The sequence below is a fragment of the Egicoccus sp. AB-alg6-2 genome, from assembly GCF_041821025.1.
Classification (GTDB): Bacteria; Actinomycetota; Nitriliruptoria; order Nitriliruptorales; family Nitriliruptoraceae; genus Egicoccus.
Window position 1 is genome coordinate 1 of record NZ_JBGUAY010000010.1, and the last position, 24315, is coordinate 24315.

Below are 24315 nucleotides of genomic sequence, written 5' to 3' on the forward strand. Positions count from 1 at the left end.
CGAGTCATCCCGCCGGGACCCTCGAGACGCTAGGTCGCGGGCCTGCGTCCCTACCCGGAGACAAACATGAGGGCGTTTTGTACGGGTCGTCGGGTTAACCGGGGGTTCGTCTCGTAGGCGCTGCCACGGTGGCGGATGGCGACAACGCGCACGGTGAGGTCGTCACGGAGTTCGTAGATGATCCGGTAGACGCCGACGCGGTAGGACCGAAGCCCCGTGAGCCGTCCCCGGAGCTCGCGACCGACGTACGGGTCACGTTCGAGTTCACCGAGCGCACCCAGGACAGCGTCTGCTCGCAGGAGGTCGAGCGCGGCCAGGGCCTCCCGCGCCGTGCGGGTGAGGAAGACCCGCGCCACTACGAGCGGGTGCGGGCGGCGTGCTCGGCGCGGACCTCGTCGAACGGGACGAGCTCGCCGGCCGCCGGAGCGGGCCTTCCCGCAAGGTCCGCGCTCGGGTGAATCCCCCGCCAGCGAACCGGGCCACCACATCCGGCGTGAGTTGTCCTGCGCGGTCGGACCCGCGAAAGCCCTCAACCGAGGAGGTCGTCCAGGAAGGGGTTGCGGAAGCGGTGGTCGGGGTCGAAGCGCTCAGCGAGTCCGGTGAAGTCGTCGAGGCGGTCGTAGCGCGACGCATACACGTCGCGGTCGGCATGTGAGACCTTGCCCCAGTGAGGCACCGGGTCGAACGGAGCCAAGGCGTCCTCGACCCGTTCGACAGCCCGGTCGACGACCGGCTGGTCCAGGGTCCAGGTGAAGTGCAGCCCGAGGACGTCACGTTCGTGCATCGGGCTGAGCCACAGGTCGTCGGCGGCAATCGTGCGGATTTCGCTGACCTGCAACGCCTCGTCGAGGTCCGGGCCAGCTTCCCAGACCGCCTCGAGGGCATCGGCGGCGTCACGTCGGTCGACGAACCACTCCGACTGGATCTCCTTGCCCGCGCTCGGTGTGTGACCCAGACGGAAATGCGGCAACCGCTCGTGCCACGGACCGGGGCAGCCGAGTTGCTGCGTGACGGACTCGGTCGACATGCCGAGGATCGGGTGACGCGGCCGGGTCGCGCGGGCGGCACCGAACAGCTCGGTCGGGTCGTCGGCAGGGTCACGCATGTCCTTGTGCAGCACGGTCTCGATCACGTCGTCCTGCCAGCGGGTGAAACAGCTCACGCTGTCGGCACCGGCCAAGATCTCGGCGAGGTTGGCGGCAAGTGCGGACCGGGAGAGGTTCACGTAGGCGCGCTGATGTACCGGCTGTGCCGGCACCAGGTCCAGCGTGAGGGCCGTGACGACCCCGAGTGCACCGAGGTGCACGACACAACCCGGGAAGATGTCGGGATCGTTGGCCCGGCTGACGGTCACCAGCTCGCCGGTCCCGTCCACGAACTCCATCGCCGACACGGCAGCGGCAAGGTTGCGATGACGCACCCCGGACCCGTGGGTAGCCGTGGCACAGGCGCCAGCAACGCTGATGTGCGGCAACGAGGCCAAGTTCGGCAGGGCGAGCCCGTGGTCATGAAGCACGGGCGCGATGTGGCCATAGGTCGACCCCCCCGACACCCGGGCGGTCGCCGAAACGTCGTCAACCTCTACGAACTGCTCCATCGCTTCCAGCGTCACCTGGACCGCCGAGGTGTCCGCCAGGCCGTTGAAGCTGTGACGAGTCCCCAATGGACGCAGCCTCGGTGTGGTGGCGACCACCTCCTGCAACGCTTCGAGCCCGGTCGGCAACCGCACCTCCCGCACCCCATAGGTGAGATTGCCACCCCAGTTCGTCCCCCGCTGGCTCACGCATCGACCCTTCAGGGCGGGAAATCGGCGTCCAACGCCAGACTGACGCGTCACCCTAGCTAGGCAGGTCCGCCGCGGCCGCCCGCAACGTCGTGTCGGCCACCGGCTGCTGCGCAACCGGTGGGGAACCGCATGTCGCGCGACAACGTCGCCGCTGCGGTGGCGCGCCCCGCTCGCGAGGCAGGCATCACCTGGAGGATGATCCCACACACGCTGGCGCATGCCGCGATCACCGCCGCGTTGAACGCCGGCGCGCACTGTGACGTGCAGGACCTCGCACGCCATACCGACCCCAAGACGGCCGCAATCGCCACAGCCTCGACCGGCACGCCACGCACGCCATCGCCCAGTACATCGCCAGCCAGGAGTAGAAAGGCCGGGCGTTGTCACCCGGTTGCTGCGTGGATCGCGTGTCGGCCTGGGATCGGGTCGGCGGTGGCTGCGGCTGGGTGGCGTTGACCTGCTCGCTGTGCGGCCGCCCCGGCGGTGATGACGAGCAGGATGCCGTCGAACCGGTCGCCGATGCGCTGGGTGAGCAGGATGTAGGCGGCCCAACCGACCGCGGCCACGGCGGCGTAGCCGACCCCGGCCGGGTCGATGCACCCTGCCAGGGCTGGGTGAGCAGCACGACGCCGATCAGAGCGAGCGCCGGCCAGCGAAGCGCTCGGATCTCGTGGCTGCGGAGAGCGGCGACGGTGAGGGGGCCGAGGAACTCGACGGCCACGGCGGTGCCGAGCGGGATACGGACGATGGATGCGAGGAACGCGATGGTGACGATCCCGGTGCTGATGCCGAGGCCGATCAGGACGGGCACGTCAGCGCGTCGGACTGGCGCAGCGGCGGTCGGGCCGGGGTCGAGGGCGCCGGCGGCAGCGCGCGGGTCGACCTGCGCCCGAGCGACGCGCTCGAGCTCGCTCTCGCCGCCGGGTCACCGATTCGCGCGTCCGCCCGCGCTCGCGGAGGGCTGAATCAGAGCAGGCTCATGCCACCAGGCTCGAGGACTTCCCCGACGACGCTGCGTCCATCGCGGTGGACATCCGGCGACAGTGGGAAGTCCAGCTGGAGCACGCCGCGGAGCCCGAGGGTGGGGTGAGCGCAGACGAGTCACGTCAAGCCGGAACTCGCGAGGGCCGGTATCGCAGGGCGACCGCCCCCAACCGGAACTCACGGCGATCTACGAGCTCGAGCTGGATGCGCTCGCGCAGACCGGCGAGCAACGTCGGCCCGTGTCCGGCAAGGACCGGCTGCACAAGGAACTCGTACTCGTCGATCAGTCCCAGATCTGCCAGCGCCAGGGGGAGCGTCACGCCACCCAGGAACAAGCGCTCACCTGGTTCGTGCTTGAGCCGCTGAACCGCTTGTTCCAAGTCGCCTCGCACCAGCTCGGCATTCCAATCGACCCCGCTCAGTGTGCTCGACACGACGTACTTCTTCGCCCGGTCGATGGTCTCGGCGAACGGGACCTCCCACGCTTCCATCCAGTCAGGCCACGTGCCCGTGGCCGGCTGCCGCCACGCTGACTCCATCATCTCGTAGGTCACCCGGCCGAACAGCAGGGCATCGGCTCGTTCCATCTCCGCGGCCCAGTAGCGCATCGACTCCTCGTCCGGGGGGAGCCCTGCCTCGTGATGGCAGCAGCCGTCGAGCGTGACGTTGATCGAGTATCGAAGTGCTCTCATCCCGTTGCTCTCCATTGATGCGCGCGGCGCGTTCACCGGACCGGATACAGACGACTGCCGGCGCCGGGTTTCATCGGCGGCCGAGGGCACCTGCGCACACCGCCGCAGACCTGGCGATTCCAGCCGTTGTCTTCAGTCGCGACACCATCGCCTCAGTGCGGCTGCGGCTCGCTGAACAAGACGTCCGGCATCGGCTCATCCATCTGTTCGATGCACACGTCGTCCGCCCAGCCCGAGCGGTCGCCTCCGAGCTGCTCGAGGTACACGCACACGGCGCTCTCGAGGTCGAGCCGCACGAGGTGCGCGTCCGCGAACTCGAAGGAGGGCTCCTGCGCGCGAACCGCGGGTCCGCCCTCCTCGGCGAGTCGACGCTCGCTGACCTCAGACAGCAGCAGCGCACAGCACGAGCAGCGCGGCGCGTACGCCGAGGTGGGACGGATGATTGCCTCCCACGCCTCCCGTCCGTGATGCTCGACGGACCGCAGGTGCTCGAGCGTCGCGCCCGGGCGGCCGCCGTCGCCGTCGGCGAGCTCGACCGGATCGAGCATCGCCACCCACGCGTAGTCCTGAAACATGGGATCGTCGTAGTCGAGGTCCCCGTCAGACGGACGCCGGCGAACCAGCCCGTCCGGCCGCAAAGCCGGTGCCACCGAGGATGCCGGACGCAGCGGCAGCTCGCGCCCTCCGTCGGGCGTGAAGAGCGCGACGGTCCGCGGTACAGACCCGATCTCGGTGTGCAGGAGGTGGCCCTCGAGGTCCTCGACCCGCAGCGCGTCGGGGCGGCGCAGCCACGCCCGCACGTCTGCGCCGAACTGGTCGCGCCCGTGCCGGCGCGTGCGCACGAACTGCAAGCTGGACCAGCGCCACGGTGAAGAGCGCGCCAGTGCCCGGAAGCGTTCCTCGGTGACCCCCATCGACGACAACCGTAGCCATGGCCATCCCGCCGAGCCGGCAGACTCAGCAACCTCGGGCCACCGGGCGTTCTGTAGCGCTCTCACTGATGCGGAGATCGGTTCCGGACGTCAGGCCTGACTCGGTGTGGCACGTCCGGCGGGCACGGCGTGGTCAGCTTGCGCGAGGGAGCTGCGGGGCCAGGTCCAGGCGGAGCGCAGGATGGCGGCCAGGAGCAGCACCTCGAGTCCGATGGAGAGCCCGTAGAAGAAGGTCCAGGACTCACCGACCGCGTTGAACATCGAGAAGGGGATGTATAGCGATGCCACGACGAGGTTGATCACCCGGTTCGCACGCGCAGGCAGGATCACGGAGAGGAAGATCATCAGGCTCGGGACCGCCACCGCCGCGAGAAAGGCGGTGAGAAGGGCCTGGCTGATCTCGAACTCCCAGACGACACCGGCCAGGATGTCGTCGATGACCCCTGGCTTGTACAGGTGGAAGTAGTCCACGTAGATGTACAGGAACATGAAGCTGGTCCAAGCTGCCGCGAGCTGCGCCTGCACCGGCATCCGCGTGTCCTCGTAGGTGATCTCAGCGTTCACTCGCCTCGTCATGGTCTGCTCTTTCGTTCTCTGGCGGGCCCGGCCCACAGCCGATCTGACTGGGTGGGAGCGAGCCGGGTGGAGGGCGTTGCGCCGCCACGGCACTCGTACACCGTACGTCGTACGCTGTACTATACGCGTACGCTGTACGGTTCGTCAGTGCCAAGCGCGAAGATGAGGAGCCCGTGGCCACGGACGAACCCGAACAGCGGCCTGCAGCTGCCGCTTCGTTGAGCAAGCAGCGGGTGGTGACCGAAGCCATCAGGCTCGCCGACACCGGAGGCGTCGGCCAGCTCAGCATGCGCCGCCTCGCTGGCGAGCTCGACGCAGGTGCGATGTCGCTCTACCACTACGTCGCCAACAAAGAAGAGCTGCTCGACGCCATGATCGACCTCGTGTTCGACGAGATCGACCTGCCCGCGGGCGATGGTGACTGGAAGGCCGAGATGCGGCAGCGAGCGGTCTCAGCCCGCCAGGTCCTCGGACGCCACCCGTGGGCGATCAGCCTCATGGAATCTCGAACCAACCCGGGGCCAGCCAACCTGCGCCACCGTGAGGCCGTCACCGCCTGCCTGCGCAAGGCCGGGTTCTCCGTGGAGATGGCGATCCACGCCAACTGGGTGCTCGACAGCTACGTCTACGGGTTCGTCCTCCAGGAAGCCAGCCTGCCCTTCGAGACGGCCGAAGAGCTCGCAGACATGATCGAGGACACGTTCGTCCCACAACTCCCCCCCGACCAGTACCCGTACCTGAACGAGGCAGCCGCGACCCTCGCCGCCGCGGGATACGACCCCGCCGACGAGTTCACGTTCGGACTCGACTTCATCCTCGACGGCTTCGCGCGCCTCGAAGGGCAGGCGCGAGACTGACGACGAGCCCGACGCCAGGTTCGAGCCCCCGCGCCCGTCCGCAGCGTCGTGATGCCTCGACGCGGTGGGGTTGCCAGGGCGGGGCCAGCCACGGGTCTGCGGCACCACCGCGCCGACACATCGCTGGTGGTCGACCTCAGAGCCGCCCGGGACCGTCCGCAACGAGGTGATGCCTCGACGCGGGGGTGTTGCCAGGGCGGGGCCCGCCACGGGTCTGCCGCACCACCGCGCCGACGCATCGCTGGTGGTCGATCTGCCAGCCGCCCGCGCGGGTCTGCGGCGTGGTGATGCCTCGACGCGGTGGTGCTGTCAAGGCGGGGCCTACCCCGGGACGGCCGCACCACCGCGCGGAGCAGGTCCCATCGCCGCACCGCGGGTTCCGCCAACCGGGGGCGCAGACGTCGACGCCAGCACCTCGGTGAGTGCCCGCTGGGTGTCGACCGACGGCCGGGCACCCAGTTCCTCGTCCAGCAGGACCCGGAGCCGGTGGAAGACCCGCACGGCCTCGGCCAGGTCCCCGCGTGCCGCCTCCGCCCGGATCAGGTGCCGGTACCCCGTCTCGCGGAACGGCGCCAGGTCGATGAGGCTGCGCGCGGCCTCCGCGGCGAGGTGGTGATCGCCGCAGGCGAGGTTGACCTCGGCGAGGATGTCCAGCGCGCGCACGGCCCGGTGTTCGAGCACGTCGCGGAGGGTGGCGATCCAGGGCAGGTCCTCGCCCGCCAGCAACGGACGTCGCGTGATGGACGCCCCCACCGTGGCGTCGCCCCACGCGGCGGCGAGGTCGCCACGACGGCGGGCTCCCTCGGCACGGTCGACGGCGTTCGCGGACTCCTCGAGGTCCACCCATGCCGAGCCGAGCAGCGCCTGGTAGCACCCACCGCTGCGGGTGAGGCGACCTGCGCCGGCGTACTCGAGGTTGGCGCGCAGCTTGCTGACGAGGGCACGCAACGAGGCCTGCCAGCTCGGCGGGAGGTCGTCACCCCACAGCGCCGCCGCCAACTCGTCGACCGACACCGGGCGATGGCGGTTGGCGACGAGGTAGACCAGCGCGAGGCGACCCTGGCGACCGGGTAGGTCCGCCTCGTCGAGACGTCGGCGCCCCTCGACCGTGACGCGCGCCGTCAGGTGGAAGCGCACGCTGGGGGACGCCAACTTCACGCCAACACCACGCCAACCTCGCTCGTGCAGGGTGCAAGGATTGTGACACGACGGAGGAATCGATGAGCGAGACTGCGAAGGTCATTCAGTGCCCGTGCGGGGCGACGTTGCACGGCGCGGACGACGACGAGGTCGTCACCGCGGCACAGACCCACGCCCGGGACACCCACGACCAGGAACTGAGCCGGGACCAGGCCCTGTCGATGGCCCGCCCGGCCGACTGAGCAACGTGGCGTCGGCTTCGGCCAGCTCGAGAAGGTCGGCGACCCCGACCGTCACGGCAGGCGGGTGCCGAGGCGGTCGCGCGAGAGTGCCCGCGCGGCCGCCCGGAGGAGTGCCGCGGCGATGGCCAGGGCGACCATCCCGGCGATGATCAGCAGCCACGCCGACAGCAGCAGGGCGCCGCTGGCCTGGCTGACGAGCATCAGCACCACCGGGATGACGACCACCCCGCCGATCTGGAACGCCTCCTGGGTCGTCTTGGACCGGGCCGAGACCAGCGACACGGCCGCCATCGCAGCGGCCGCGAAGGTCGGTCCCACCCACAACGCCATCAGCGTGAACTCGGTGGTCGGCAGCACCAGGCGTCCGACCTGCGTGCCGACCGAGAGGTTCGCGACCGTCGCGTACAGCACGGCGCCGCCGATGCCCAGGATCGCGGCGGGGATCCAGGCCGCGAACAGCTTGGCCACGGCCAGGTCGCGGTCGCTCAGCGGGGTGAGCAGCAGCCCCTCGAGGGTGCCGCGCTCCTTCTCTCCGGCGATGCCGTCGGCGGCGATGACGGCGGCGAACATCACCGGCACCAGCAGCACGAGCGGCGCGAGGAGCCAGGTCACCACGACCTCGGCGACCATGAGCCCCGGATCGGACGAGAGCCCGGCCACGGCGCGGTCCGGAAGTGCGGCCAGCAGGGCGTCGAGGTCGCCGGCGCCGGCGAAGTCCACGAAGCGTGGGACGACGCCGGCCAGGGCGGGCAGCACGATCAGCAGCAGTGCCGGAACGACGATCGACGGGATGACGACCGACTTGCTGCCCCACACCAGCCGGAGGTCCCGGCGGACCACGGCGGCGATGCCACGCCGGTTCATGCGTGTCCTCCCGGGTCGGCGTCGCGTTCGTGCAGTGCGAGGTAGACCTCCTCGAGCGTGGGGTCGAGCCGCCGCACCTCGTAGACGGCCAGTTCGGCCGACGACAGCGCCCAGACGAGTCCGGGGATCTCGTCGCGCGGCACCCCCCGCGCCCGGACCCGACCGGCGGCGTCCACCTCGACGTCGCGGACCGCGGCGAGGCGTGACAGGCGTCGGCGGACGGTCTCGACCTGGTCGGGGGCGACCTCGAGCAGTAACCCACCGGTGCCGTGCTCAGCGGCCAACTCCGCCGGGCTGCCGTCGACGACGATCCGCCCCTGCTCGAGGACGACGACCCGGTCGCACAGCAACTCCGCCTCGGCGAGGTCGTGCGTGGCAACCACCACGGTGCGCCCGTCCTCGGCCGCCAGTGACGCCAGTTCGCGTCGGACCTGGCGCGCCGCGATCGGGTCGAGCGCGGAGGTCGGCTCGTCCAGCAGCAGCACGTCCGGATCGGGCAGCAGCACCCGGGCGAGCGACAGGCGTTGTCGCATGCCGGTGGAGAAGTCCTCGACCTTGTCGGCACCGCGACCGGACAGTCCGAACCGGGCGAGCGAGCTGTCGATGCGCTCGTCGAGGCCGTCGTGGCTGACACCGAACACCTCGGCGGCGAAGCGCAGGTTCTGGGTCGCCGTCATGCGTCGGTCCACCACCGGATCGGCGGGCAGCACCCCCAACCGCCGGCGCACGGCGGGACCGTCGACGGTCGGGTCCAGGCCCCCGACGAGCACCCGGCCCTGGTCCGCGGACAGCAGCCCGGCGAGCAGACGTACCGTCGTGGTCTTGCCGGCCCCGTTGTGGCCGAGCAGACCGACGACCTCGCCCTTCCCGATGCTCAGGTGCAGCCCGTCGATGGCGGTGACCTCACCGAACCGACGCGTGACGCCACGGAGCTCGAGCTCGAGCTCGGGGTCGCGGGTCACGGGCATGGGGTGTCTGATCCGGTCGAGGGGCGAGCGGACTCTACCGGCGGGCGTTCCCGCGACAGCCCGCACGGCGCGCATGCCCCGCCGCCGCCCGGGTGCCGGTGGGGCGCCCCGGTAGGCTGCCTCGGATCGCCCATTGCCGTCGTTGCGAGCGCCCGATGTCCTCCTCCCTCGTCCTTCCCGGCGACGACACCGACCTGCGCGAGGTCACGGCCTCCGAGTCGGCACTGCGCCGCTTCCTGCACGGGCTGCCGGGCGTCGACCAGGTGGGCGTCGAGAAGCGGGTCGCACAGCTCGGGACGCGCTCGATCAAGAAGGACACCAAGACCTTCGCGCTGGACCTGGCCATCCGTGCCGTCGACCTCACCACCCTCGAGGGTGCCGACACGCCCGGCAAGGTGCGTTCGCTGTGCGCCAAGGCCCGCCAGCCCGACCCCGCCGACCCCGACTGCCCCCCGGTCGCCGCGGTCTGCGTCTATCCCGACCTGGTCGGCACCGCCGTCGAGGCGCTGCGGGGCACCGGCATCCACGTCGCCTCGGTGGCGACGGCCTTCCCGTCGGGACGCTCCAGCCTCGACATCAAGCTGCGGGACGTCGCCGACGCCGTCGAGGCCGGCGCCGACGAGATCGACATGGTCATCGACCGGGGCGCGTTCCTCGCTGGCAACTACGGCTTGGTGCTCGAGGAGATCGTCGCCGTCAAGGAGGCGTGCGGGGAGGCCCACCTCAAGGTGATCCTGGAGACCGGCGAGCTCGCCACCTACGACAACGTGCGCCGCGCGTCGTGGCTCGCGCTCGCCGGCGGCGGCGACTTCATCAAGACCTCGACGGGCAAGGTCTCTCCCGCGTCGACGCTGCCCGTGACGCTGGTCATGCTGCAGGCGGTGCGCGACTTCCAGTCGATCAGCGGCGAGTACCGCGGCGTGAAGTCCGCCGGCGGCATCCGCACGGCGAAGGACGCGCTGAAGTACCTCGTGCTGGTCAACGAGACCGCCGGCCCGGAGTGGTTGCACCCCGACCGGTTCCGCTTCGGCGCGTCGAGCCTGCTCAACGACCTGCTCATGCAGCGCAACAAGCAGCGCACCGGCAACTACTGGACCGCGGACCGCGTCACCATCGACTAAGCGTCCGCGCGAGCGAGTCGGGTCGTGACGTCGGTCGTCCACGTGCGTCTCGGGTCACCCCCGCGCGTTCCAGGGGGCGGCCTTGGCGACACCGACGGTCTGGCAGCCGTCGCCCTGGAAGAACTCGGCGTAGGCATCGCAGGAGCCGTCGAGTCGGAGCTCCAGGCTCGTGACGTCCGCGAACTGGAACACCGTCCCGAACAGCATCCGGTGCCAGACCAGGCTGTTGTGGGCCGAGTTCAGGCCGTCGACCCCGTCGGCGAAGCTCACGTCGACCACCGCCCGTCCGGTATCGTCCACCGCTGCCGAACGCAATCGAACGCCGCGACCGTCCACCGGTGAGTGATACCCCCGCTCGGCCTGCTCCGGCGTCGGCGCCTCCTCGAGCAGGACCTCGAGTGCGGCCGTGAGGTCGTCGACGAGGTCGCCCGTCAGCGCGACCTGGGCGGACAGTCGATGCACGTCCTGTGGCTCGTCCCAGTCGGTGCACGGCAGGTAGACGAACGAGGTCTTCCACAAGGATTCACCGCCGGGCGCGGCGTTGACCAGCGACTGGTCCTCGGTGTAGCAGGCCGCGAATTCCTGACGGGCGTCGGCGCCTGCGGCCGGGGCGAGGAAGGCACGCCCGGTGACGAGGCCGCCGTCCCGGTGTTCGAGGAGCGACCACGTCCCGCTTCCCACGTCGAGCACCACCGGCGGCAGCCACGCCCCATCGGCCCGTCGGTTCACCAGCACGTGGTCACCCCGGACGGAGAGGTCCCCGGCCTGCGGAAGCAGCTCTTCCATCGCGCCGTCGGCCAGGCCGAGCGCGATCGGGACCTCCAGCTCGTCGACGACCTCGGCGACCGCCGGATCGATGATCAACAACCGGACCGATGGCGTCTCGCCGAAGACCGGACCGCGCTCGACGAGCGCCACGGCCTGACCGGTGGACTCGACGAAGCCGACACCGCGGGGATACTCGCCGTTGAGTTCACCACCCTCGAACACCACGACGGGGGCTCCGTCCGGTGGATCGATGACGATGTTGTGCATCGCTTCGACGTACTGGGCGTAGATGGCCGTCTCCAGGACAGCCGCGTGCGAGACGCCCATCTCCCAGGCGCCGACGCCCTCGCGGACGACCTCCGCGTCACCACCATCGAAAGGCACCGCCAGCAGGTCTGCGGTGGTGTCCTGGAACCCGCTGCCCGAGCGCTCGGTGACCAACGGCCGCACGAGGCCCAGATCCCAGCCGACGAGTTGGATCTCACCAGGCCCCTCGGCGGCGGCCAAGGTCGTCGTCTCACCGCCGGCATCGCGGTGCAGGACCGGTGCCGCATCCATGCTCTCGGAGTCCGGCTGCCACGCAACGCCCCCATCGCCATCAGGCACCAGCCCGGCGGCGTTCGGCACGCCGGCTTCGAGTTCGAACTCCTCCAGGCTGCCGTCAGCGGCGAGTCGGGTGACGGCAGACGTGCCGCTGTCGGCCTCGATCACCAGCACGTCGGCCGCCATGCCGCTCGGCTCCACCCAACCCGACGCGTCGGCGGCCTCGGGCGGTTCGCCGCGCTCCCCCGGCGGCGGCTCGGCCGACTCCGTCGAATCCACCGATGGCGTGGGCGCGGGGTCCGGGCTCTCGGCCACCGGTGGTGGCGGGTCGATGATCAGGCCGCTCGGGCCATCGCCGGCGAGCACCATGCCCGCCACGACCGCAGCGACGGCGAGAGGTGCCCCGACGGTCGCGACCCGGGCCGCCGACCGACGACGACGTCCGCGCCGCACGATGGTGTCGATGGGCGCGGGCCCGTCGGCGCCGCACGCCGCCCGGTCGAGCAGGTCGGAGATGTCAGGCATGGTGCGAGCCCTCCTCGATCGCCGTGACGTCGCCCAGTCGCCGGCGCAGGTTCTCGATCGCCTTGAACGTGGCCGACTTCACCGCGTTGTCGCTGATCCCGACGGTGTCGGCGGTCTCCGCCACGGAGTCGCCGAGGAAGTAGCGGTGGATGAGCACCTGGCGCTGGCGGTCCGGGAGTTCGAGGACCGCGTCGCGGACGGCCATGGCCTCCGCCTGCTCCGCCGACTGCGTCGCTGTCGGCGCGGCGCCGTGCCGGGCATACGCGCGCCGTTCGGCCCCCTTGCGGCGGAAGCCGGAGCGCGCCAGGTTGAACGCGACGGTTCGCACCCAGGCGCCGGGACGCTGCATCTGCGACACCTTGTTCCAGCGCTGGTAGGCACGGGCGAAGGCGTCCTGCGCCAGTTCCTCGGCGACCTCGCGTCCCCCGCAGTACAGCGACAGCGCGCGTACGAGCGCCGCGTACTCGCGGTCGACGAAGTCGCGGAACTCGCCCTCGTCCGTTGCCAACCCTGCCCCTTCCCGGTCTCGTCACCACCACCGACGCACGGGCCGCCCCAGGGGTTACCCCGGCCCCGCAAGCGACGGTCGGCGCCCGCACCACGAGCGGTTCGATTCCCACGGCGACACTATGCTTGACCGGCTCGCCTCCCGTGCGGGCGCGCCGCTGCAAACCCACCGAAGGACCGCGTCGTGGCCAGTGCCACCGTTCCCGACCTGATCACCCCGACCTGGGAGTACGCGCCCGCGCCCGAGGCGCGCGACCTCGCCACGATCCGGGCGTCCTACGGACTGTTCGTGGGTGGCGAGTTCGTCGATCCCGTCGACGGCGGCAGCTTCGCGACCATCTCGCCCGCCACCGAAGAGCACCTCGCCGAGGTCGCCCTGGCCACCTCGGCCGACGTCGACCGGGCCGTGGCCGCCGCCCGCAAGGCGTTCGGCACGTGGTCGAAACTGCCCGGCGCCGAGCGCGGGAAGTACCTGTTCCGCATCGCCCGGCTGCTGCAGGAACGCGCCCGCGAGTTCGCCGTGCTGGAGACGATCGACAACGGCAAGCCGATCCGCGAGACCCGCGACGTCGACGTCCCGACGGCAGCCGCCCACTTCTTCTACCACGCCGGATGGGCCGACAAGCTCGACTGGGCCGGCCTCGGTTCCGACCCCGCCCCGGTCGGCGTCTGCGGCCAGGTCATCCCGTGGAACTTCCCGCTGCTGATGCTGGCCTGGAAGATCGCGCCGGCGCTCGCGTGCGGCAACACGGTCGTCCTCAAGCCGGCCGAGACGACCCCGCTGACGGCGTTGCTGTTCGCCGAGGTGTGCCAACAGGCCGACCTGCCGCCCGGCGTGGTCAACATCGTCACGGGTGCCGGCGAGACCGGCGCGGCGCTGGTGGCACACGAAGGCGTCGACAAGATCGCCTTCACCGGCTCGACGGGGGTCGGCAAGGCGATCCAGCGGCAGCTGGCCGGGACGGGAAAACGCCTCACCCTGGAACTCGGCGGCAAGGCAGCCAACATCGTCTTCGACGACGCCCCGATCGACCAGGCCGTCGAGGGCATCGTCGACGGCATCTTCTTCAACCAGGGGCACGTCTGCTGCGCCGGGTCGCGCCTGCTGGTGCAGGAATCGGTGCACGACCTGGTGATCGACAAGCTGCAACGCCGCCTTGGCACCCTGCGCCTGGGCGACCCGCTGGACAAGAACACCGACATCGGCGCGGTCAATTCGCGCGAGCAGCTCGAGCGCATCACCACGCTCGTCGACGCTGGCGAAGCCGAGGGCGGCCAGCGCTGGTCCCCCGCCTGCGAGCTGCCGGACCGCGGATTCTGGTTCGCACCAACGGTGTTCACCGAGGTGTCGCAGTCGTCGCGGATCGCGCAGGAGGAGATCTTCGGGCCGGTGCTGTCCGTCCTGACCTTCCGCACCGCCGAGGAGGCCGTCGCCAAGGCCAACAACACCCCCTACGGCCTGTCGGCGGGTGTGTGGAGCGAGAAGGGCTCGCGGATCCTGTGGATGGCCGACCAGCTGCGCGCCGGCGTGGTGTGGGCCAACACGTTCAACCGCTTCGACCCGACGAGCCCGTTCGGTGGCTACAAGGAGTCGGGCTTCGGCCGCGAGGGCGGCATGCACGGACTGGCTGCCTACCTCGAGCACGAGCTGTGACCCGGCCAGACACCGCGACCGACTCCCGGCACGACGCACGAAAGCAGGCCCGATGAGCCGCCTCGACGTCCGCAAGACCTACAAGCTCTACGTCGGTGGCGCGTTCCCGCGCTCGGAGTCGGGCCGCGTCTACGAGGTCACCGACGCCAAGGGGCGCTTCCTGGCCAACGCCGCCCGGGCCTCGCGCAAGGACGTCCGCGACGCGGTCGTCGCCGCACGAAAGGCACAGCCGGGCTGGGCCGCCGCCACGGCCTACAACCGCGGCCAGGTGCTGTACCGCGTCGCCGAGATCCTCGAGGGGCGCCGCGACCAGTTCACCGCCGAGGTCGCCGACGCCGAGGGCATCAGCGAGCGAAAGGCCGCCGCACAGGTCGACGCAGCCATCGACCGCTGGGTCTGGTACGCCGGGTGGTCGGACAAGTTCCAGGCGGTGCACGGCACGGCCAACCCGGTGGCCGGCCCCTACTTCGACATCTCCGTTCCCGAGCCGACCGGCGTCGTGGCCGCCATCGCGCCGCAACAGTCGTCGCTGCTGGGATTCGCCTCGGTCGTGGCGCCCATCGTCGTCAGCGGCAACACGGTCGTCGTCGTCGCCAGTGCGTCACGACCGCTGCCGGCCGTCACGCTGGCCGAGGTCCTGGCGACGTCAGACGTCCCCGGTGGCGTCATCAACATCCTGACCGGGCATCCCGACGAGCTGGCCCCGGTCCTGGCGGGTCACCTCGACGTCAACGCGCTCGATCTCAGTGGCATGGCCGGCCGCGACACCGCAGAACTGCAGGCCGCGGCCGCCGAGAACGTCAAGCGGGTCCTGAAGGTGCCGACCACGGAACCCGACTGGACCCGGACGCCGGCCGGTCCACGCCGCATCGTCGCGTTCTGCGAGACCAAGACCGTCTGGCACCCCAAGGGACGCTGACGCCGAAAGCCCCTACGAGAACACCCGACGTCGACGTCCACACCGCAGGATCGGGTCAGGACGGCGAAGGTTCGGCGGTCGGTTCCCCGGTCCTGGCCCGTGCCCAGCGTCGGATGCGCTCACCCAGGGCGTCGGACGGCAGCAGCAGCGCGGCATCGTGACGGTCGCGCGTCACGATGCGTGCGACGTCGGCGACCAGCAGCGTCGTGTCGGGCCGCTCGAGCACCTCGATCGTGTCGCCGGCCTGCATCGGTCCCTCGACGAGGACGCGCAGGTAGGCCCCCGGCCGTCCGGCGGCGAGAAAACGCGGCACCAGGTCCGGCACGTCCCAGAACGCCGCGAACGTGCGGCACGGGAGGCGAGGTCCGGTGACCTGCACGGTGCAGGCACCGACCCGCCACACCTCGCCGATCCGTGCGCGGGACACCTCGAGGCCGCTCGTGCGCAGGTTCTCGCCGAACGACCCGGCCGCGACGACCCGTCCGAGGTCGGCGCTCCAGGCGTCGGCGTCCTCCTGCGCATACACGTACAGGGCCTGGTCGGGACCGCCGTGGTGGCGCAGGTCGGCCTGCTCGTCGCCGGCGAGTCCGTCATCGCCGGCGACGACGGGACCCTCGACGGGACGCTTGTCGATCGCGGTCCGACCGACGGCACGGTCGCCGAAGGGGCGGCTGCGTCCGACGCAGATCGCCAGGACGGAGGGCGGCGTGCTCACGCCGGTCCCCGGTCACGGCGGACGGGCCGCGGCCCCTGGGCGCCGGGGTCGCGGTACAGCCGTGCTGCGGACGGCAGGCCACCGAGCCGCTTGTGGGTGCGGTGCCAACGCGGTTCGCCGGCGAACACGTCACCACCCGAGGTGGCCTGGGCGGGAACGGGCTCGCCGGGCCGGCCGGTGATCAGCAGCACGACGGACCCGAGGATGACTGCCCCCGCGACCAGCGTGCGACCGCTCACGAGTTCGCCCGCGAACGCCCAGCCGAGGAGCACCGCGACCACCGGGTTGACGTAGGCGTAGGTGCCCACCAGCGTCGTCGACGCATTGCGCAGCAGCCAGCTGTAGGCGGTGAACGCCACCAGGGAGCCCGCCGTGGTGAGATAGACCAGCGCCAGCACACCGCTGGTGTCGATCTGCGACCACACGATGCCGGCGACCTCACCGGAACCGACCGCGATCACGGTGAACAGCAGCGCGGCGCCGAGCATCTCCATCGAGGCGGCCACCAGGGGGCGTGCTGGCGCGTCCGCCAGGCGGCTGCGCATCGAACCGGCCGCCCACGCCAGCGTCGCGATCAGCACCAGCAGCATGGCGCCGAGCTGCCCGCCGCCGCGGGGATCGACGAGTGCGGCGACGCCGAGGAAGCCGACGAGCAGTCCGATCCACGCGCGCCGCGAGAGCTTCTCGCCGAGCATGCCGCGTCCAAGCAGGGCCATCCACAGCGGCACCGTGGCACACAGCAGGGCGGCGGTGCCCGAGGAGATACGCGTCTGTGCCAGCGACACCAGGCCCGTGCCACCGACCAGCAGCAGCGCACCGGACTGGATCGCGTGTCCCCACTGACGCAGGGTTACCCGGTCGCCACCACGATCGCCGCGACGCACGGCCCAGGCGAACAGCAGCGCCCCGGCGATCGCGAAACGGATCGCCATCATCGTGAACGGTGGAATGGTCTCGATCGCGACCTTGATCGCGAGGAAGGTCGAGCCCCAGATCACGTACACGCACAGCAGCGCCAGGGCGACCATCACGCTTCGGGGCGCCGGAGCACGCCGCTCGGGCGGCGGCGGGGGTGTCGGTCGCGGGGTCGCCTCGACCGGGACGACGCTCGGCAGGGCCCCGGCCCGCCGCAGGCGCGCGGCGACGGCGCGGTTGACCGTGCGCGTCATGGCCGCCCCACGGCGGCGATGGACGCCGGGGCACCCGTCACGGCGGACGTCGGCGAGGCCGACACGCGCGACACCGAGACCGGCGGCGTGAGACCCTCGGCGAGGCCGGGTGCCTCGACCGGCTGGCCGTACTGCGTGGACACCGGCACGACGCCGGCCCAGACGGGCAGGTCGAGGTCGGCCTCGTCGTCGCCGACACCGCCCGCCCGCACCTTTGCGACGGCATGGTCGAGCGGGAGCCGCAACACGGTGGTCGCGCGAAGCTCCTGGGGCGTGGGCCAACGCACCTCGGCCCAGCGTCCGGGGGTGACGTGCTCGGTCAGCGTCCGCAGCGCGGCCACCTTGTCGTCGGGATGCTCGATCGCCTGTGCGTCGCCGTGCACCACGACCGAGCGGTAGTTCGCGGAGTGGTGGAACGCCGAGCGGGCGAGGACCAGCCCGTCGAGGAGCATCACGGTCGCGCACACGGGCAGCCCGCGGGCTCCCGCGCGCATCGCCCGCGAGGCCGCGGACCCGTGCAGGATCAACGCGTCGCCGTCGCGCCCGTAGAGCGTCGGGACGACGACGGGGCGGTCACCGTGGAGGTAGCCGAGGTGGCACACCACGCCGGCGTCGAGGATGGCGTGGACGACCTCTCGTGACGTCGTTCCGCGTTCGGGCAGACGCCGCACACGCACGAGGTCGTCGTCGGGAGCAGGGGCGGACAACGGGGTGCCTCGATTCGGCGGACGCGGGTGGTGGCCCCCGCGACCGCACGGAAGATCTGTTACATTACAGTCATGAACACTGAGCCGGTACAGTATGCCATCGCGGGGAACAGCGCGGCAAGCATCGTCCGCTCGGTCGAGCGCGGCGTGTCGGTCGGGGCGTTGACCCCCGGGGAAGCCGTGCCGTCGGTCCGCGCGCTCGCCCGCGATCTGGGGATCTCCCCGACCACGGTCGCCACCGCGTACCGCGACCTGCGGCAGCGGGGGATCCTGGTCTCGCACGATCGTTCCAGGACCGTGGTCGGCCATCGTCCGGCGCTCGCAAGCAGACTCGCGCCCGAACTTCCCCTCGGCGTCCGTGACCTCGCGTCGGGCAACCCCGATCCCCAACTGCTCCCCGACCTCGGCCCGGCGTTGCAGGCGGTCGGCCCCGTCCACCGCCTCTACGGCGAGGAGCCGGGGGTCGAACAGCTCCTGTCGCTGGCGCGCGCAGCCTTCGCCGCGGACGGCGTGGCCGACGACCAGCTGGCGGTCGTGGGTGGCGGCCTCGACGGCATCGAGCGGGTCCTCGAGGTCCATCTGCGCATCGGCGACCGGATCGGGCTGGAGGATCCCGGGTACGCCGGCTCGCTGGACCTGGCACGGGCGCTCGGACTCGAACCGGTCGGCATCGAGGTCGACGACGAGGGTCCGCTGCCGGATGCCCTCGCCGAGGCGCTCGACCGCGGCATCGCGGCGCTGCTGCTCGTTCCGCGGGCACAGAACCCGTACGGCGCCGCACTCAGCGCCAGCCGGGCGGCCGAGCTGCGACCGCTGCTCGACGACCACCCGGACGTGCTGCTCATCGAGGACGACCATGCCGGCCCCGTCGCCGGCGCGGCCCTGATCACGCTGAGCGCCGGGCGCGAGCGGTGGGCGGTGGTGCGCTCCGCCGCCAAATCGCTCGGGCCCGACCTGCGGGTGGCCGTGCTGGCCGGCGACGAGGAGACGGTCGGACGGGTGCTCGGGCGCCAGCGGCTGGGCACCGGATGGGTGAGCCACCTGCTGCAGCACCTCACCGCCGAGGTGTGGCAGCGCGCGGACGCCGAGGGCACCCTCGCGTCAGCCACGGCCATCTACGCGCAGCGGCGTCAGGCCCTGCGCGACGCGCTCGCTCCGCACGACCTCGTCTGTCACGGCGCCAGCGGCCTCAACGTCTGGATCCCGGTGTCGGAGGAGGTCCCGGTCGTGCAGGGGCTGCTGGCGCGTGGTTGGGCCGTGCAGGCCGGCGAGCCGTACCGGCTCGCGGCCGACCCGGCGATCCGGGTCACGGTCGCATCACTGCACCCCGACGAGGCGGACCGGCTCGCCGGCGACCTCGCCGACGTCCTCGCCAACCGGCTCGGGACGCGTCGCGGGTGAGCGGACGCGCCCGACTACCCTGGGTGCCGTGAGCCATCCCGCCCCGAACCCGTCTGCCGACGTGCCGCGTGCACGGGTCGTGCTGCTGTCGGGCCCGTCCGGCTCGGGCAAGTCGTCGCTGGCGGCGCGGGTCGGCCTGCCGACGGTCTGCCTCGACGACTTCTACCGCGACGGCGACGACCCCGCGTTGCCGGTGGGCGAACTCGGCATCGTCGACTGGGACGACCCGGCGTCGTGGGACGCCGAGCGCGCCGTGGCGACGTTGAGGGAGCTGGCCGCCACGGGACGGGCGGAGCTGCCGGTCTACGACATCCCCAGCAACCGTGCCGTCCGCAGCCACACCGTCGAACTGGGTGACGCGCACCTGGTCGTCGCCGAGGGCATCTTCGCCGCCGAACTGGTGGAGCGGTGCCGCGAAGCCGGCATCCTCGCCGACGCCCTGTGCCTGACCCACCGTCCCGTCGTGACGTTCTGGCGCCGGCTGGTGCGTGACCTGCGGGAGGGCCGCAAGCCACCCTCGACCCTGCTGCGCCGCGGCCTGTACCTACTTCGGCAGGAGCCGCGCATCGTCGCCCGCCAGATCGCCCGCGGCGCCGTGCCGGTCACGGCCCACGACGCGACCCTGCGCCTGCAGCGGCTGCTGACCGCGCCTGTCGGGCACCCCCGACTCGACGAGGACGCGGCATGAGCGGGGTGCACGAGACCGCGACCGGGTTCGACGGCGTGGCCGCCGAGTACGAGTCCGCCCGCCCCGGCTACGAGGCCTCGATCGTGGGCAGGATGGTGGACCTGCTCGGCCTCCGAGCCGGCCGCCGCGTCGCCGACGTCGGCGCCGGAACCGGCAAGCTGACCCGGTCGCTGCTGACGACGGGCGCCGAGGTGGTCGCCGTCGAGCCCATGGCGGGGATGCGCGAACAACTGCGGCGCAGCATCCCGGCACCCGAACTCGACATCGTGGCCGGCACCGCCGAGGACCTGCCGTTCCCGGACGGCAGCCTCCACGCGGTCACGGCGGCGCAGGCGTTCCACTGGTTCGCCGGTCCCGAAGCGCTGGCCGAGTTCCATCGCGTGTTGCGACCCGACGGCCACCTGGGGGTCATCTTCAACCGCCGTGACCTGTCCACGCCGGTCCAGGGGGCGCTGGACGAACTGCTCCTGCCCCACCGTGGGGACACGCCGTCGTGGGCACGTCACGAATGGGTCGAGTGGCTCACCGAGAGTCCGCACTTCGCGGCGCCGGTCACCGACTCGGCACCGTGGGTGCAGCACCTCGACGCCGAAGGGCTCGTGGCGAGGATCGCTTCGGTGTCGTTCGTGGCCCGTCTCGACGATCGGACCCGTGCACGCGTCCTGGCTGCCGTGCGCGACCTCTACGACGGCAGCCGCAAGGATCCCGACGGCCGGGTGCCACTGCACTACACGACCGAGCTGTGGGTCCTGGCCCGGCGCGACGCCGACTCGTGAGCTTCGGTGCGGTTCCGGTCCCGGCGGACGACCTCCCCGACCTCGACCGCATCCGCGACGCGCTCGCCCGATACGTCCCGCGGGCCGCCGCCGAGCACGAAATCGTCGACACCTGGCAGGCGGCGACGGCACTGGTCGTGGCGCCGGGCGAGCACGGCCCGGAGCTGGTGCTGATCGAGCGGGTGCGACGTGGCGGGGACCCGTGGTCGGGCGACATGGCGTTGCCGGGCGGCAAGCGCGAGCCCGACGATCCCGATCTCGCGGCGACGGCGGTGCGCGAGACCCGCGAGGAGGTCGGGATCGCCCTGGGTCACCCGGTCGGCCGCCTCGACGACCACGAGGGACGCCGTCACGCGGGTCGCGTCGCCACCTACGCGTTCGTCCTCGACGAGCGACCGGCGATGACGCCCCATCCCGACGAGGTCGCCGACGCGCTGTGGGTGCCGCTCGCGGCCCTGCTGGATCCGGCGGCGGCGGTGCCCCACCACCTCCCCGGCTACGACGAGGTCTTCCCGGCCATCGATCTGGGTGGGCGGGTGGTGTGGGGCCTCACCCACCGCACCCTCGCGACCTTCCTCGCCGCGCTCGGCCTGCGTCTGCCGCCGTTGCCATGAGCGGGGCGCTCCGCGTCGTGACCGTCGCGGCCACCAGCGTCGCGGCGCTCTGGCTCGTGCTCGCGGCGGCGGCCTTCGTCTTCCAGCGCCAGCTGATCTATCTCCCCGATCGGAACGCCCCACCCGCCCCGCCTGGCGTCGAGGAGGTGACCCTGACCACGCAGGACGGACTGGCGCTGACCGCATGGTTCGTCGCCTCGCCGGAGCCTGCCGTGTCGACCGTGCTGGTGACCCCCGGCAACGCCGGCAGCCGGTCGTTGCGCCTCCCCCTCGCGCACGGCCTCGCCGAACGGGGCCACGCCGTGCTGCTGCTCGACTACCGCGGATACGGCGGCAACCCGGGCCGCCCGGACGCGCAGGGCCTGCTGGCGGACGCCGCGGCCGCCCGTCGACATCTCCAGGGCCGCCCGGACGTTGCGCCGGACCGCATCGTGCACCTCGGCGAGTCCATCGGCACCGGCGTCGCCGCCGCCCTCACGGCGCAGGAGCCGCCCGCCGCCCTGGTGCTGCGGTCACCGTTCCCCTCGCTGGCCGAGGTCGCCGCGCGGCACTATCCCTTCCTGCCGGTACGGAGCCTGCTCCGCGAGCGCTTCCCGGTCACGGACGACCTGGCGGCGTGGGAGGGCCCGACGCTCGTCGTCGCGGGAACCGGTGACCGGATCGTCCCGCCAGGCCTCTCCGGTGCGGTCGCTGACGCGACCGGGGCCGAAGTGCTGTGGCTGGAGGGCGTCGACCACAACGACCGCGAGTTGCTGGACGGCGCGACCTACCTCGACGGGGTGGACGCCTTCATCCGCACCGCACTCGACGGCGCCCCGACGACCGCACCGTGATCCCGCTCCTCGTGCAGCACGGCCGTTGACCGACAGCCGCGCCGCTACCCGCAGCGACGCGGCCCGTCAGTCCCACTTCTCCCACGTTCCCCAGTCCTCGTCGTCCTCACGGCGCCGACGGTCCTGCTCGTCGAGGTCGAAGGGGCCCTCGTTGAGCCGGTCGGCGTGCGCCTGGGCGGCCGCACGGTCCGGGAAGCTGGCCACGGCCTTGCCGCCCCGCGTGTCCACGACCTCGTAGGTCTGCGCCCGCGGGTCGAAACGCTTGGGGTTGATCTGCTGGACCTCGAAGCGGGCCACGTCGTCCTCCTCGTCGCCCGACCCTCACCCGGGGCCGGCGTCTGGCGCGGTCGGTGCGGTCGGACGGTCGATCGCCCCGCCGAAGCGTCGGTCCCGTCGTTGGTAGTCACGGACGGCCCGGCGCAACGCATACCGGTCGAAGTCGGGCCACAGCAGGTCGGTGAACACCAACTCGGCGTACGCGGCCTGCCACAGCAGGTAGTTGGACAGCCGCTGCTCCCCGGATGTGCGGATGAGCAGGTCGACGTCGGGCATCTCGGCGTCGTAGAGCCGCTCGGCGATCGCGCGCTCGTCGACCTTGCGGACCCGGCCGGCGCCGGCGTCGTCGACCAACCGCTGCGCCGCGTCGATCAACTCGGTCCGTCCGCCGTAGTTGAAGGCGATGCGCAGGGTCATACGACGATTGGCCGCCGTGAGCGACTCGGTGTCCTCGATGAGACGCACCAGCCGCTTCGGAACGGGACGGTTGCGTCTGCCGATGAAGCGAACCCGGACCCGACGGTCGTGCAGCTCGTCCGCCCGACGGACCAGCAGCGACTCGTTGAATCCCATCAGGAACCGCACCTCGTCGGGCGGCCGCTTCCAGTTCTCGGTCGAGAACGCGTAGACGGTCAGGTCGCGCACGCCCAGTTCGAGTGCGCCCTCGACGGTGTCGAACAGGGCCCGCTCCCCGGCCTCGTGCCCCTCGTTGCGCCGGCGTCCCTGCCGGTTCGCCCAACGTCCGTTGCCGTCCATGATGATGGCGACGTGACCGGGGATGCGGTCGGGCGCGAGGTCGAGCTCCTCGAGGTCCACGCGTCTCCTGAGCTGTCGGGCGCGGACCGGGCAGCCTACTGCCGGGGCACCAGCTCGTAGCTGCGCAGCCGCCGGTCGAGATGGTGTTCGACGAAGGCGCGGACATAGGAGGCCGCCGTGCGCTGGGCGTCGGGCCGGTCGCGTGCGAGCGCGGGCAGCGCGGCCCACTCCCCCGGCGCCCCCAGCAGTCGCACGGCCTCGATGACGTCCTGGTCGACCGCGCGGGTCCCCGTCGGCGCACACGCGGCGCACAGCGTGCCGCCGGCCTTCACGCTGAGGAAGGCGTGCCGACCCGGGGTGCGGCAGACCGCACACGCCTCGGTGAACGCGTGGAATCCGACGATGGAGGCCAGCCGGAGCAGGAACGCGTCGACGAACACGGCCGGCTCGGGAGGCGCCGCGTCGAGCGCCTGTAGTCCGGCACGCAGCAGCAGGAACAGGGCATTGTCGCGCTCGCCCTCCTGCGCGACGAGGTCGGCGAGCTCGGTCATGGTCGAGGCGCAGGCCGAGAGGGCGAAGTCCTCGCGGACACGGGCATGGGGGGCGATGAGCTCGGCCTGGTTCACCACGTCGAGGTTGCGGCCTTCGTAGAGCTGCAGATCGACGTGGCTGAAGGCCTCGAGCCGGCCACCGAACCGCGACCCCGGCCGGCGCACGCCCTTGGCGACCGCACGGACCTTGCCGCGGCCCTGCGTGCACAGGTGCACGATGCGGTCGGTCTCGCCGAGCTTGTAGCTGCGCAGGACGATGCCCTGGTCGCGGTAGGTGGCCACGTCAGCAACCGGGGTCGGCGGCGTCACACGGCCCGTCGGACGCCGCGCCATCGAGGTCGCGCGAGAACATCACGACGTCGGCGAACTCGCGGTAGCCGGCCCGCCGCCAGAACTGCCGTCCTGCGCCGTTGCCGTCGAAGACCAGCAGGCTGACCCGCCGGCAACCACGGGCATGCAGCCGGTCCTCGACCTCCTTCACCAGCGCTTGGGCGACCCCACGACGGCGTGCCGAGGGATCCACCGCCAGCCGGCTGATCGAACCGCGCCGGCCGTCCCAGGCGCCGATGACGACACCGAGGAGCCGGCCGTCGTCGTCGCGCGCGCCGACCACCAGCCCGGCGTCGTGGCGACGGACCCGGTCCAGCTCGGCCGCGGGCACGGGGCCCAGGTGCTCGGTGCGGGCCCACAGCGCCAGGGCGTCGTCGACCTGGCCGTCGGTGAGGGTGTCGATCAGCATGCCGACCGTTGT

The 24315-nt window shown here is 71.8% G+C and carries 28 protein-coding genes; 10 read left to right on the forward strand and 18 right to left on the reverse strand.

The features are described 5' to 3' along the window. Window positions 1-50: 50 nt before the first annotated feature. The 6 genes from ACERMF_RS16335 to ACERMF_RS16360 all read right to left on the reverse strand — a co-directional run bounded on the left by ACERMF_RS16335 (window position 51) and on the right by ACERMF_RS16360 (window position 4970). Window positions 51-356, reverse strand: a complete 306-nt coding sequence (locus ACERMF_RS16335) for a type II toxin-antitoxin system RelE/ParE family toxin (protein ID WP_373670213.1) — start codon at window positions 354-356, stop codon at window positions 51-53. A gap of 173 nt (window positions 357-529) precedes the next feature. Next, complete coding sequence (locus tag ACERMF_RS16340; protein ID WP_373670214.1) at window positions 530-1783, reverse strand: FAD-binding protein; 1254 nt, start codon at window positions 1781-1783, stop codon at window positions 530-532. Window positions 1784-2169: 386 nt separating this feature from the next. After that, the gene (locus ACERMF_RS16345) at window positions 2170-2352 is read right to left on the reverse strand and encodes a hypothetical protein (RefSeq protein WP_373670215.1); all 183 of its coding nucleotides are present in this window, start codon (window positions 2350-2352) and stop codon (window positions 2170-2172) included. A gap of 540 nt (window positions 2353-2892) precedes the next feature. Further along, window positions 2893-3462 (reverse strand): dihydrofolate reductase family protein, encoded by a 570-nt coding sequence (locus ACERMF_RS16350; RefSeq protein WP_373670216.1) that lies wholly within the window; start codon window positions 3460-3462, stop codon window positions 2893-2895. 152 nt (window positions 3463-3614) lie between these two features. After that, on the reverse strand, window positions 3615-4376 hold the full coding sequence (locus ACERMF_RS16355) for a hypothetical protein (protein ID WP_373670217.1): 762 nt from the start codon (window positions 4374-4376) through the stop codon (window positions 3615-3617). Window positions 4377-4484: 108 nt separating this feature from the next. After that, complete coding sequence (locus tag ACERMF_RS16360; RefSeq protein WP_373670218.1) at window positions 4485-4970, reverse strand: DUF6326 family protein; 486 nt, start codon at window positions 4968-4970, stop codon at window positions 4485-4487. 233 nt (window positions 4971-5203) lie between these two features. On the opposite strand from ACERMF_RS16360, the gene ACERMF_RS16365 reads away from it, so the two are divergent. Then, window positions 5204-5827: a TetR/AcrR family transcriptional regulator gene (locus ACERMF_RS16365; RefSeq protein ID WP_373670297.1), complete on the forward strand. Its 624-nt coding sequence runs from the start codon at window positions 5204-5206 to the stop codon at window positions 5825-5827. Between the two features lie 321 nt (window positions 5828-6148). Here the strand turns inward: ACERMF_RS16365 and ACERMF_RS16370 are convergent, their stop codons facing one another. Beyond that, window positions 6149-6985 (reverse strand): BTAD domain-containing putative transcriptional regulator, encoded by an 837-nt coding sequence (locus tag ACERMF_RS16370; protein WP_373670219.1) that lies wholly within the window; start codon window positions 6983-6985, stop codon window positions 6149-6151. A 62-nt stretch (window positions 6986-7047) separates the two neighbouring features. Here ACERMF_RS16370 and ACERMF_RS16375 point away from each other — a divergent pair, with 62 nt between their 5' ends. Then, entirely contained in the window at window positions 7048-7209 is a 162-nt protein-coding gene (locus tag ACERMF_RS16375; RefSeq protein WP_373670220.1) for a DUF1059 domain-containing protein, read from the forward strand. A 51-nt stretch (window positions 7210-7260) separates the two neighbouring features. Here the strand turns inward: ACERMF_RS16375 and ACERMF_RS16380 are convergent, their stop codons facing one another. Then, on the reverse strand, window positions 7261-8073 hold the full coding sequence (locus ACERMF_RS16380; RefSeq protein ID WP_373670221.1) for an ABC transporter permease subunit: 813 nt from the start codon (window positions 8071-8073) through the stop codon (window positions 7261-7263). After that, window positions 8070-9041 carry an ABC transporter ATP-binding protein gene (locus ACERMF_RS16385; RefSeq protein ID WP_373670222.1) on the reverse strand — a complete coding sequence of 324 codons (972 nt, stop codon included), beginning with the start codon at window positions 9039-9041 and terminating at the stop codon, window positions 8070-8072. The genes ACERMF_RS16380 and ACERMF_RS16385 overlap by 4 nt, the downstream gene beginning before the upstream one ends. A gap of 155 nt (window positions 9042-9196) precedes the next feature. Here ACERMF_RS16385 and deoC point away from each other — a divergent pair, with 155 nt between their 5' ends. Next, window positions 9197-10162 carry a deoxyribose-phosphate aldolase gene (deoC, locus tag ACERMF_RS16390; protein ID WP_373670223.1) on the forward strand — a complete coding sequence of 322 codons (966 nt, stop codon included), beginning with the start codon at window positions 9197-9199 and terminating at the stop codon, window positions 10160-10162. A gap of 54 nt (window positions 10163-10216) precedes the next feature. On the opposite strand, the gene ACERMF_RS16395 is transcribed toward deoC, so the two are convergent. Together ACERMF_RS16395 and ACERMF_RS16400 are read right to left on the reverse strand one after the other, a co-directional pair. Next, entirely contained in the window at window positions 10217-11998 is a 1782-nt protein-coding gene (locus ACERMF_RS16395) for a GerMN domain-containing protein (RefSeq protein ID WP_373670224.1), read from the reverse strand. Beyond that, window positions 11991-12506: a sigma-70 family RNA polymerase sigma factor gene (locus ACERMF_RS16400; protein WP_373670225.1), complete on the reverse strand. Its 516-nt coding sequence runs from the start codon at window positions 12504-12506 to the stop codon at window positions 11991-11993. Before ACERMF_RS16400 ends, ACERMF_RS16395 begins: the two co-directional genes overlap by 8 nt. Window positions 12507-12716: 210 nt before the next feature. Between ACERMF_RS16400 and ACERMF_RS16405 the strand changes: the two genes are divergently transcribed. Together ACERMF_RS16405 and ACERMF_RS16410 are read left to right on the forward strand one after the other, a co-directional pair. After that, complete coding sequence (locus ACERMF_RS16405) at window positions 12717-14159, forward strand: aldehyde dehydrogenase family protein (protein WP_373670298.1); 1443 nt, start codon at window positions 12717-12719, stop codon at window positions 14157-14159. Between the two features lie 52 nt (window positions 14160-14211). Continuing rightward, a complete protein-coding gene (locus ACERMF_RS16410; protein WP_373670226.1) occupies window positions 14212-15078 on the forward strand; it encodes an aldehyde dehydrogenase family protein in 867 nt (288 codons plus the stop codon). A 55-nt stretch (window positions 15079-15133) separates the two neighbouring features. Here the strand turns inward: ACERMF_RS16410 and ACERMF_RS16415 are convergent, their stop codons facing one another. Genes ACERMF_RS16415 through ACERMF_RS16425 form a run of 3 tightly spaced genes read right to left on the reverse strand, consistent with a single transcriptional unit; the run spans window position 15134 to window position 17669 of the window. Next, the gene (locus ACERMF_RS16415) at window positions 15134-15793 is read right to left on the reverse strand and encodes an MOSC domain-containing protein (protein WP_373670227.1); all 660 of its coding nucleotides are present in this window, start codon (window positions 15791-15793) and stop codon (window positions 15134-15136) included. Then, window positions 15790-16962 (reverse strand): EamA family transporter, encoded by a 1173-nt coding sequence (locus ACERMF_RS16420; RefSeq protein ID WP_373670228.1) that lies wholly within the window; start codon window positions 16960-16962, stop codon window positions 15790-15792. Before ACERMF_RS16420 ends, ACERMF_RS16415 begins: the two co-directional genes overlap by 4 nt. Beyond that, on the reverse strand, window positions 16959-17669 hold the full coding sequence (locus tag ACERMF_RS16425) for a pyridoxamine 5'-phosphate oxidase family protein (RefSeq protein ID WP_373670229.1): 711 nt from the start codon (window positions 17667-17669) through the stop codon (window positions 16959-16961). Before ACERMF_RS16425 ends, ACERMF_RS16420 begins: the two co-directional genes overlap by 4 nt. A gap of 72 nt (window positions 17670-17741) precedes the next feature. On the opposite strand from ACERMF_RS16425, the gene ACERMF_RS16430 reads away from it, so the two are divergent. From ACERMF_RS16430 to ACERMF_RS16450, 5 genes are read left to right on the forward strand one after another with little or no spacing between them, the layout of a single operon-like run. Continuing rightward, on the forward strand, window positions 17742-19070 hold the full coding sequence (locus ACERMF_RS16430; protein WP_373670230.1) for an aminotransferase class I/II-fold pyridoxal phosphate-dependent enzyme: 1329 nt from the start codon (window positions 17742-17744) through the stop codon (window positions 19068-19070). A 28-nt stretch (window positions 19071-19098) separates the two neighbouring features. After that, the gene (locus ACERMF_RS16435) at window positions 19099-19758 is read left to right on the forward strand and encodes an ATP-binding protein (RefSeq protein ID WP_373670231.1); all 660 of its coding nucleotides are present in this window, start codon (window positions 19099-19101) and stop codon (window positions 19756-19758) included. Then, window positions 19755-20534 (forward strand): class I SAM-dependent methyltransferase, encoded by a 780-nt coding sequence (locus tag ACERMF_RS16440; RefSeq protein WP_373670232.1) that lies wholly within the window; start codon window positions 19755-19757, stop codon window positions 20532-20534. Before ACERMF_RS16435 ends, ACERMF_RS16440 begins: the two co-directional genes overlap by 4 nt. Beyond that, the gene (locus ACERMF_RS16445; protein ID WP_373670233.1) at window positions 20531-21148 is read left to right on the forward strand and encodes a CoA pyrophosphatase; all 618 of its coding nucleotides are present in this window, start codon (window positions 20531-20533) and stop codon (window positions 21146-21148) included. The genes ACERMF_RS16440 and ACERMF_RS16445 overlap by 4 nt, the downstream gene beginning before the upstream one ends. Then, a complete protein-coding gene (locus ACERMF_RS16450; protein WP_373670234.1) occupies window positions 21145-21981 on the forward strand; it encodes an alpha/beta hydrolase in 837 nt (278 codons plus the stop codon). The genes ACERMF_RS16445 and ACERMF_RS16450 overlap by 4 nt, the downstream gene beginning before the upstream one ends. Window positions 21982-22047: 66 nt before the next feature. Here ACERMF_RS16450 and ACERMF_RS16455 read toward each other — a convergent pair whose 3' ends face one another. The 4 genes from ACERMF_RS16455 to ACERMF_RS16470 are packed head-to-tail and all read right to left on the reverse strand — an operon-like array spanning window position 22048 to window position 24303. Continuing rightward, window positions 22048-22278, reverse strand: coding sequence for a hypothetical protein (locus ACERMF_RS16455; protein ID WP_373670235.1), 231 nt, complete (start codon window positions 22276-22278; stop codon window positions 22048-22050). A 24-nt stretch (window positions 22279-22302) separates the two neighbouring features. Then, on the reverse strand, window positions 22303-23073 hold the full coding sequence (gene uppS / locus ACERMF_RS16460; RefSeq protein WP_373670236.1) for a polyprenyl diphosphate synthase: 771 nt from the start codon (window positions 23071-23073) through the stop codon (window positions 22303-22305). A 35-nt stretch (window positions 23074-23108) separates the two neighbouring features. Next, window positions 23109-23846, reverse strand: a complete 738-nt coding sequence (gene recO, locus ACERMF_RS16465) for a DNA repair protein RecO (protein WP_373670237.1) — start codon at window positions 23844-23846, stop codon at window positions 23109-23111. Window position 23847: 1 nt separating this feature from the next. Next, complete coding sequence (locus ACERMF_RS16470; protein ID WP_373670238.1) at window positions 23848-24303, reverse strand: GNAT family N-acetyltransferase; 456 nt, start codon at window positions 24301-24303, stop codon at window positions 23848-23850. Between the last annotated feature and the right edge of the window lie 12 nt (window positions 24304-24315).

Excerpts from the sequence above, each read along its gene's own strand:
- ACERMF_RS16350 (WP_373670216.1), bottom strand. The coding sequence starts at position 3,462 with ATGAGAGCACTTCGATACTCGATCAACGTCACGCTCGACGGCTGCTGC.
- ACERMF_RS16395 (WP_373670224.1), bottom strand. The coding sequence starts at position 11,998 with ATGCCTGACATCTCCGACCTGCTCGACCGGGCGGCGTGCGGCGCCGAC.
- ACERMF_RS16385 (WP_373670222.1), bottom strand. The coding sequence starts at position 9,041 with ATGCCCGTGACCCGCGACCCCGAGCTCGAGCTCGAGCTCCGTGGCGTC.
- ACERMF_RS16360 (WP_373670218.1), bottom strand. The coding sequence starts at position 4,970 with ATGACGAGGCGAGTGAACGCTGAGATCACCTACGAGGACACGCGGATG.
- ACERMF_RS16380 (WP_373670221.1), bottom strand. The coding sequence starts at position 8,073 with ATGAACCGGCGTGGCATCGCCGCCGTGGTCCGCCGGGACCTCCGGCTG.
- ACERMF_RS16410 (WP_373670226.1), top strand. The coding sequence starts at position 14,212 with ATGAGCCGCCTCGACGTCCGCAAGACCTACAAGCTCTACGTCGGTGGC.
- ACERMF_RS16440 (WP_373670232.1), top strand. The coding sequence starts at position 19,755 with ATGAGCGGGGTGCACGAGACCGCGACCGGGTTCGACGGCGTGGCCGCC.
- ACERMF_RS16430 (WP_373670230.1), top strand. The coding sequence starts at position 17,742 with ATGAACACTGAGCCGGTACAGTATGCCATCGCGGGGAACAGCGCGGCA.
- ACERMF_RS16470 (WP_373670238.1), bottom strand. The coding sequence starts at position 24,303 with ATGCTGATCGACACCCTCACCGACGGCCAGGTCGACGACGCCCTGGCG.
- ACERMF_RS16375 (WP_373670220.1), top strand. The coding sequence starts at position 7,048 with ATGAGCGAGACTGCGAAGGTCATTCAGTGCCCGTGCGGGGCGACGTTG.
- ACERMF_RS16450 (WP_373670234.1), top strand. The coding sequence starts at position 21,145 with ATGAGCGGGGCGCTCCGCGTCGTGACCGTCGCGGCCACCAGCGTCGCG.
- ACERMF_RS16420 (WP_373670228.1), bottom strand. The coding sequence starts at position 16,962 with ATGACGCGCACGGTCAACCGCGCCGTCGCCGCGCGCCTGCGGCGGGCC.
- deoC (WP_373670223.1), top strand. The coding sequence starts at position 9,197 with ATGTCCTCCTCCCTCGTCCTTCCCGGCGACGACACCGACCTGCGCGAG.
- ACERMF_RS16355 (WP_373670217.1), bottom strand. The coding sequence starts at position 4,376 with ATGGGGGTCACCGAGGAACGCTTCCGGGCACTGGCGCGCTCTTCACCG.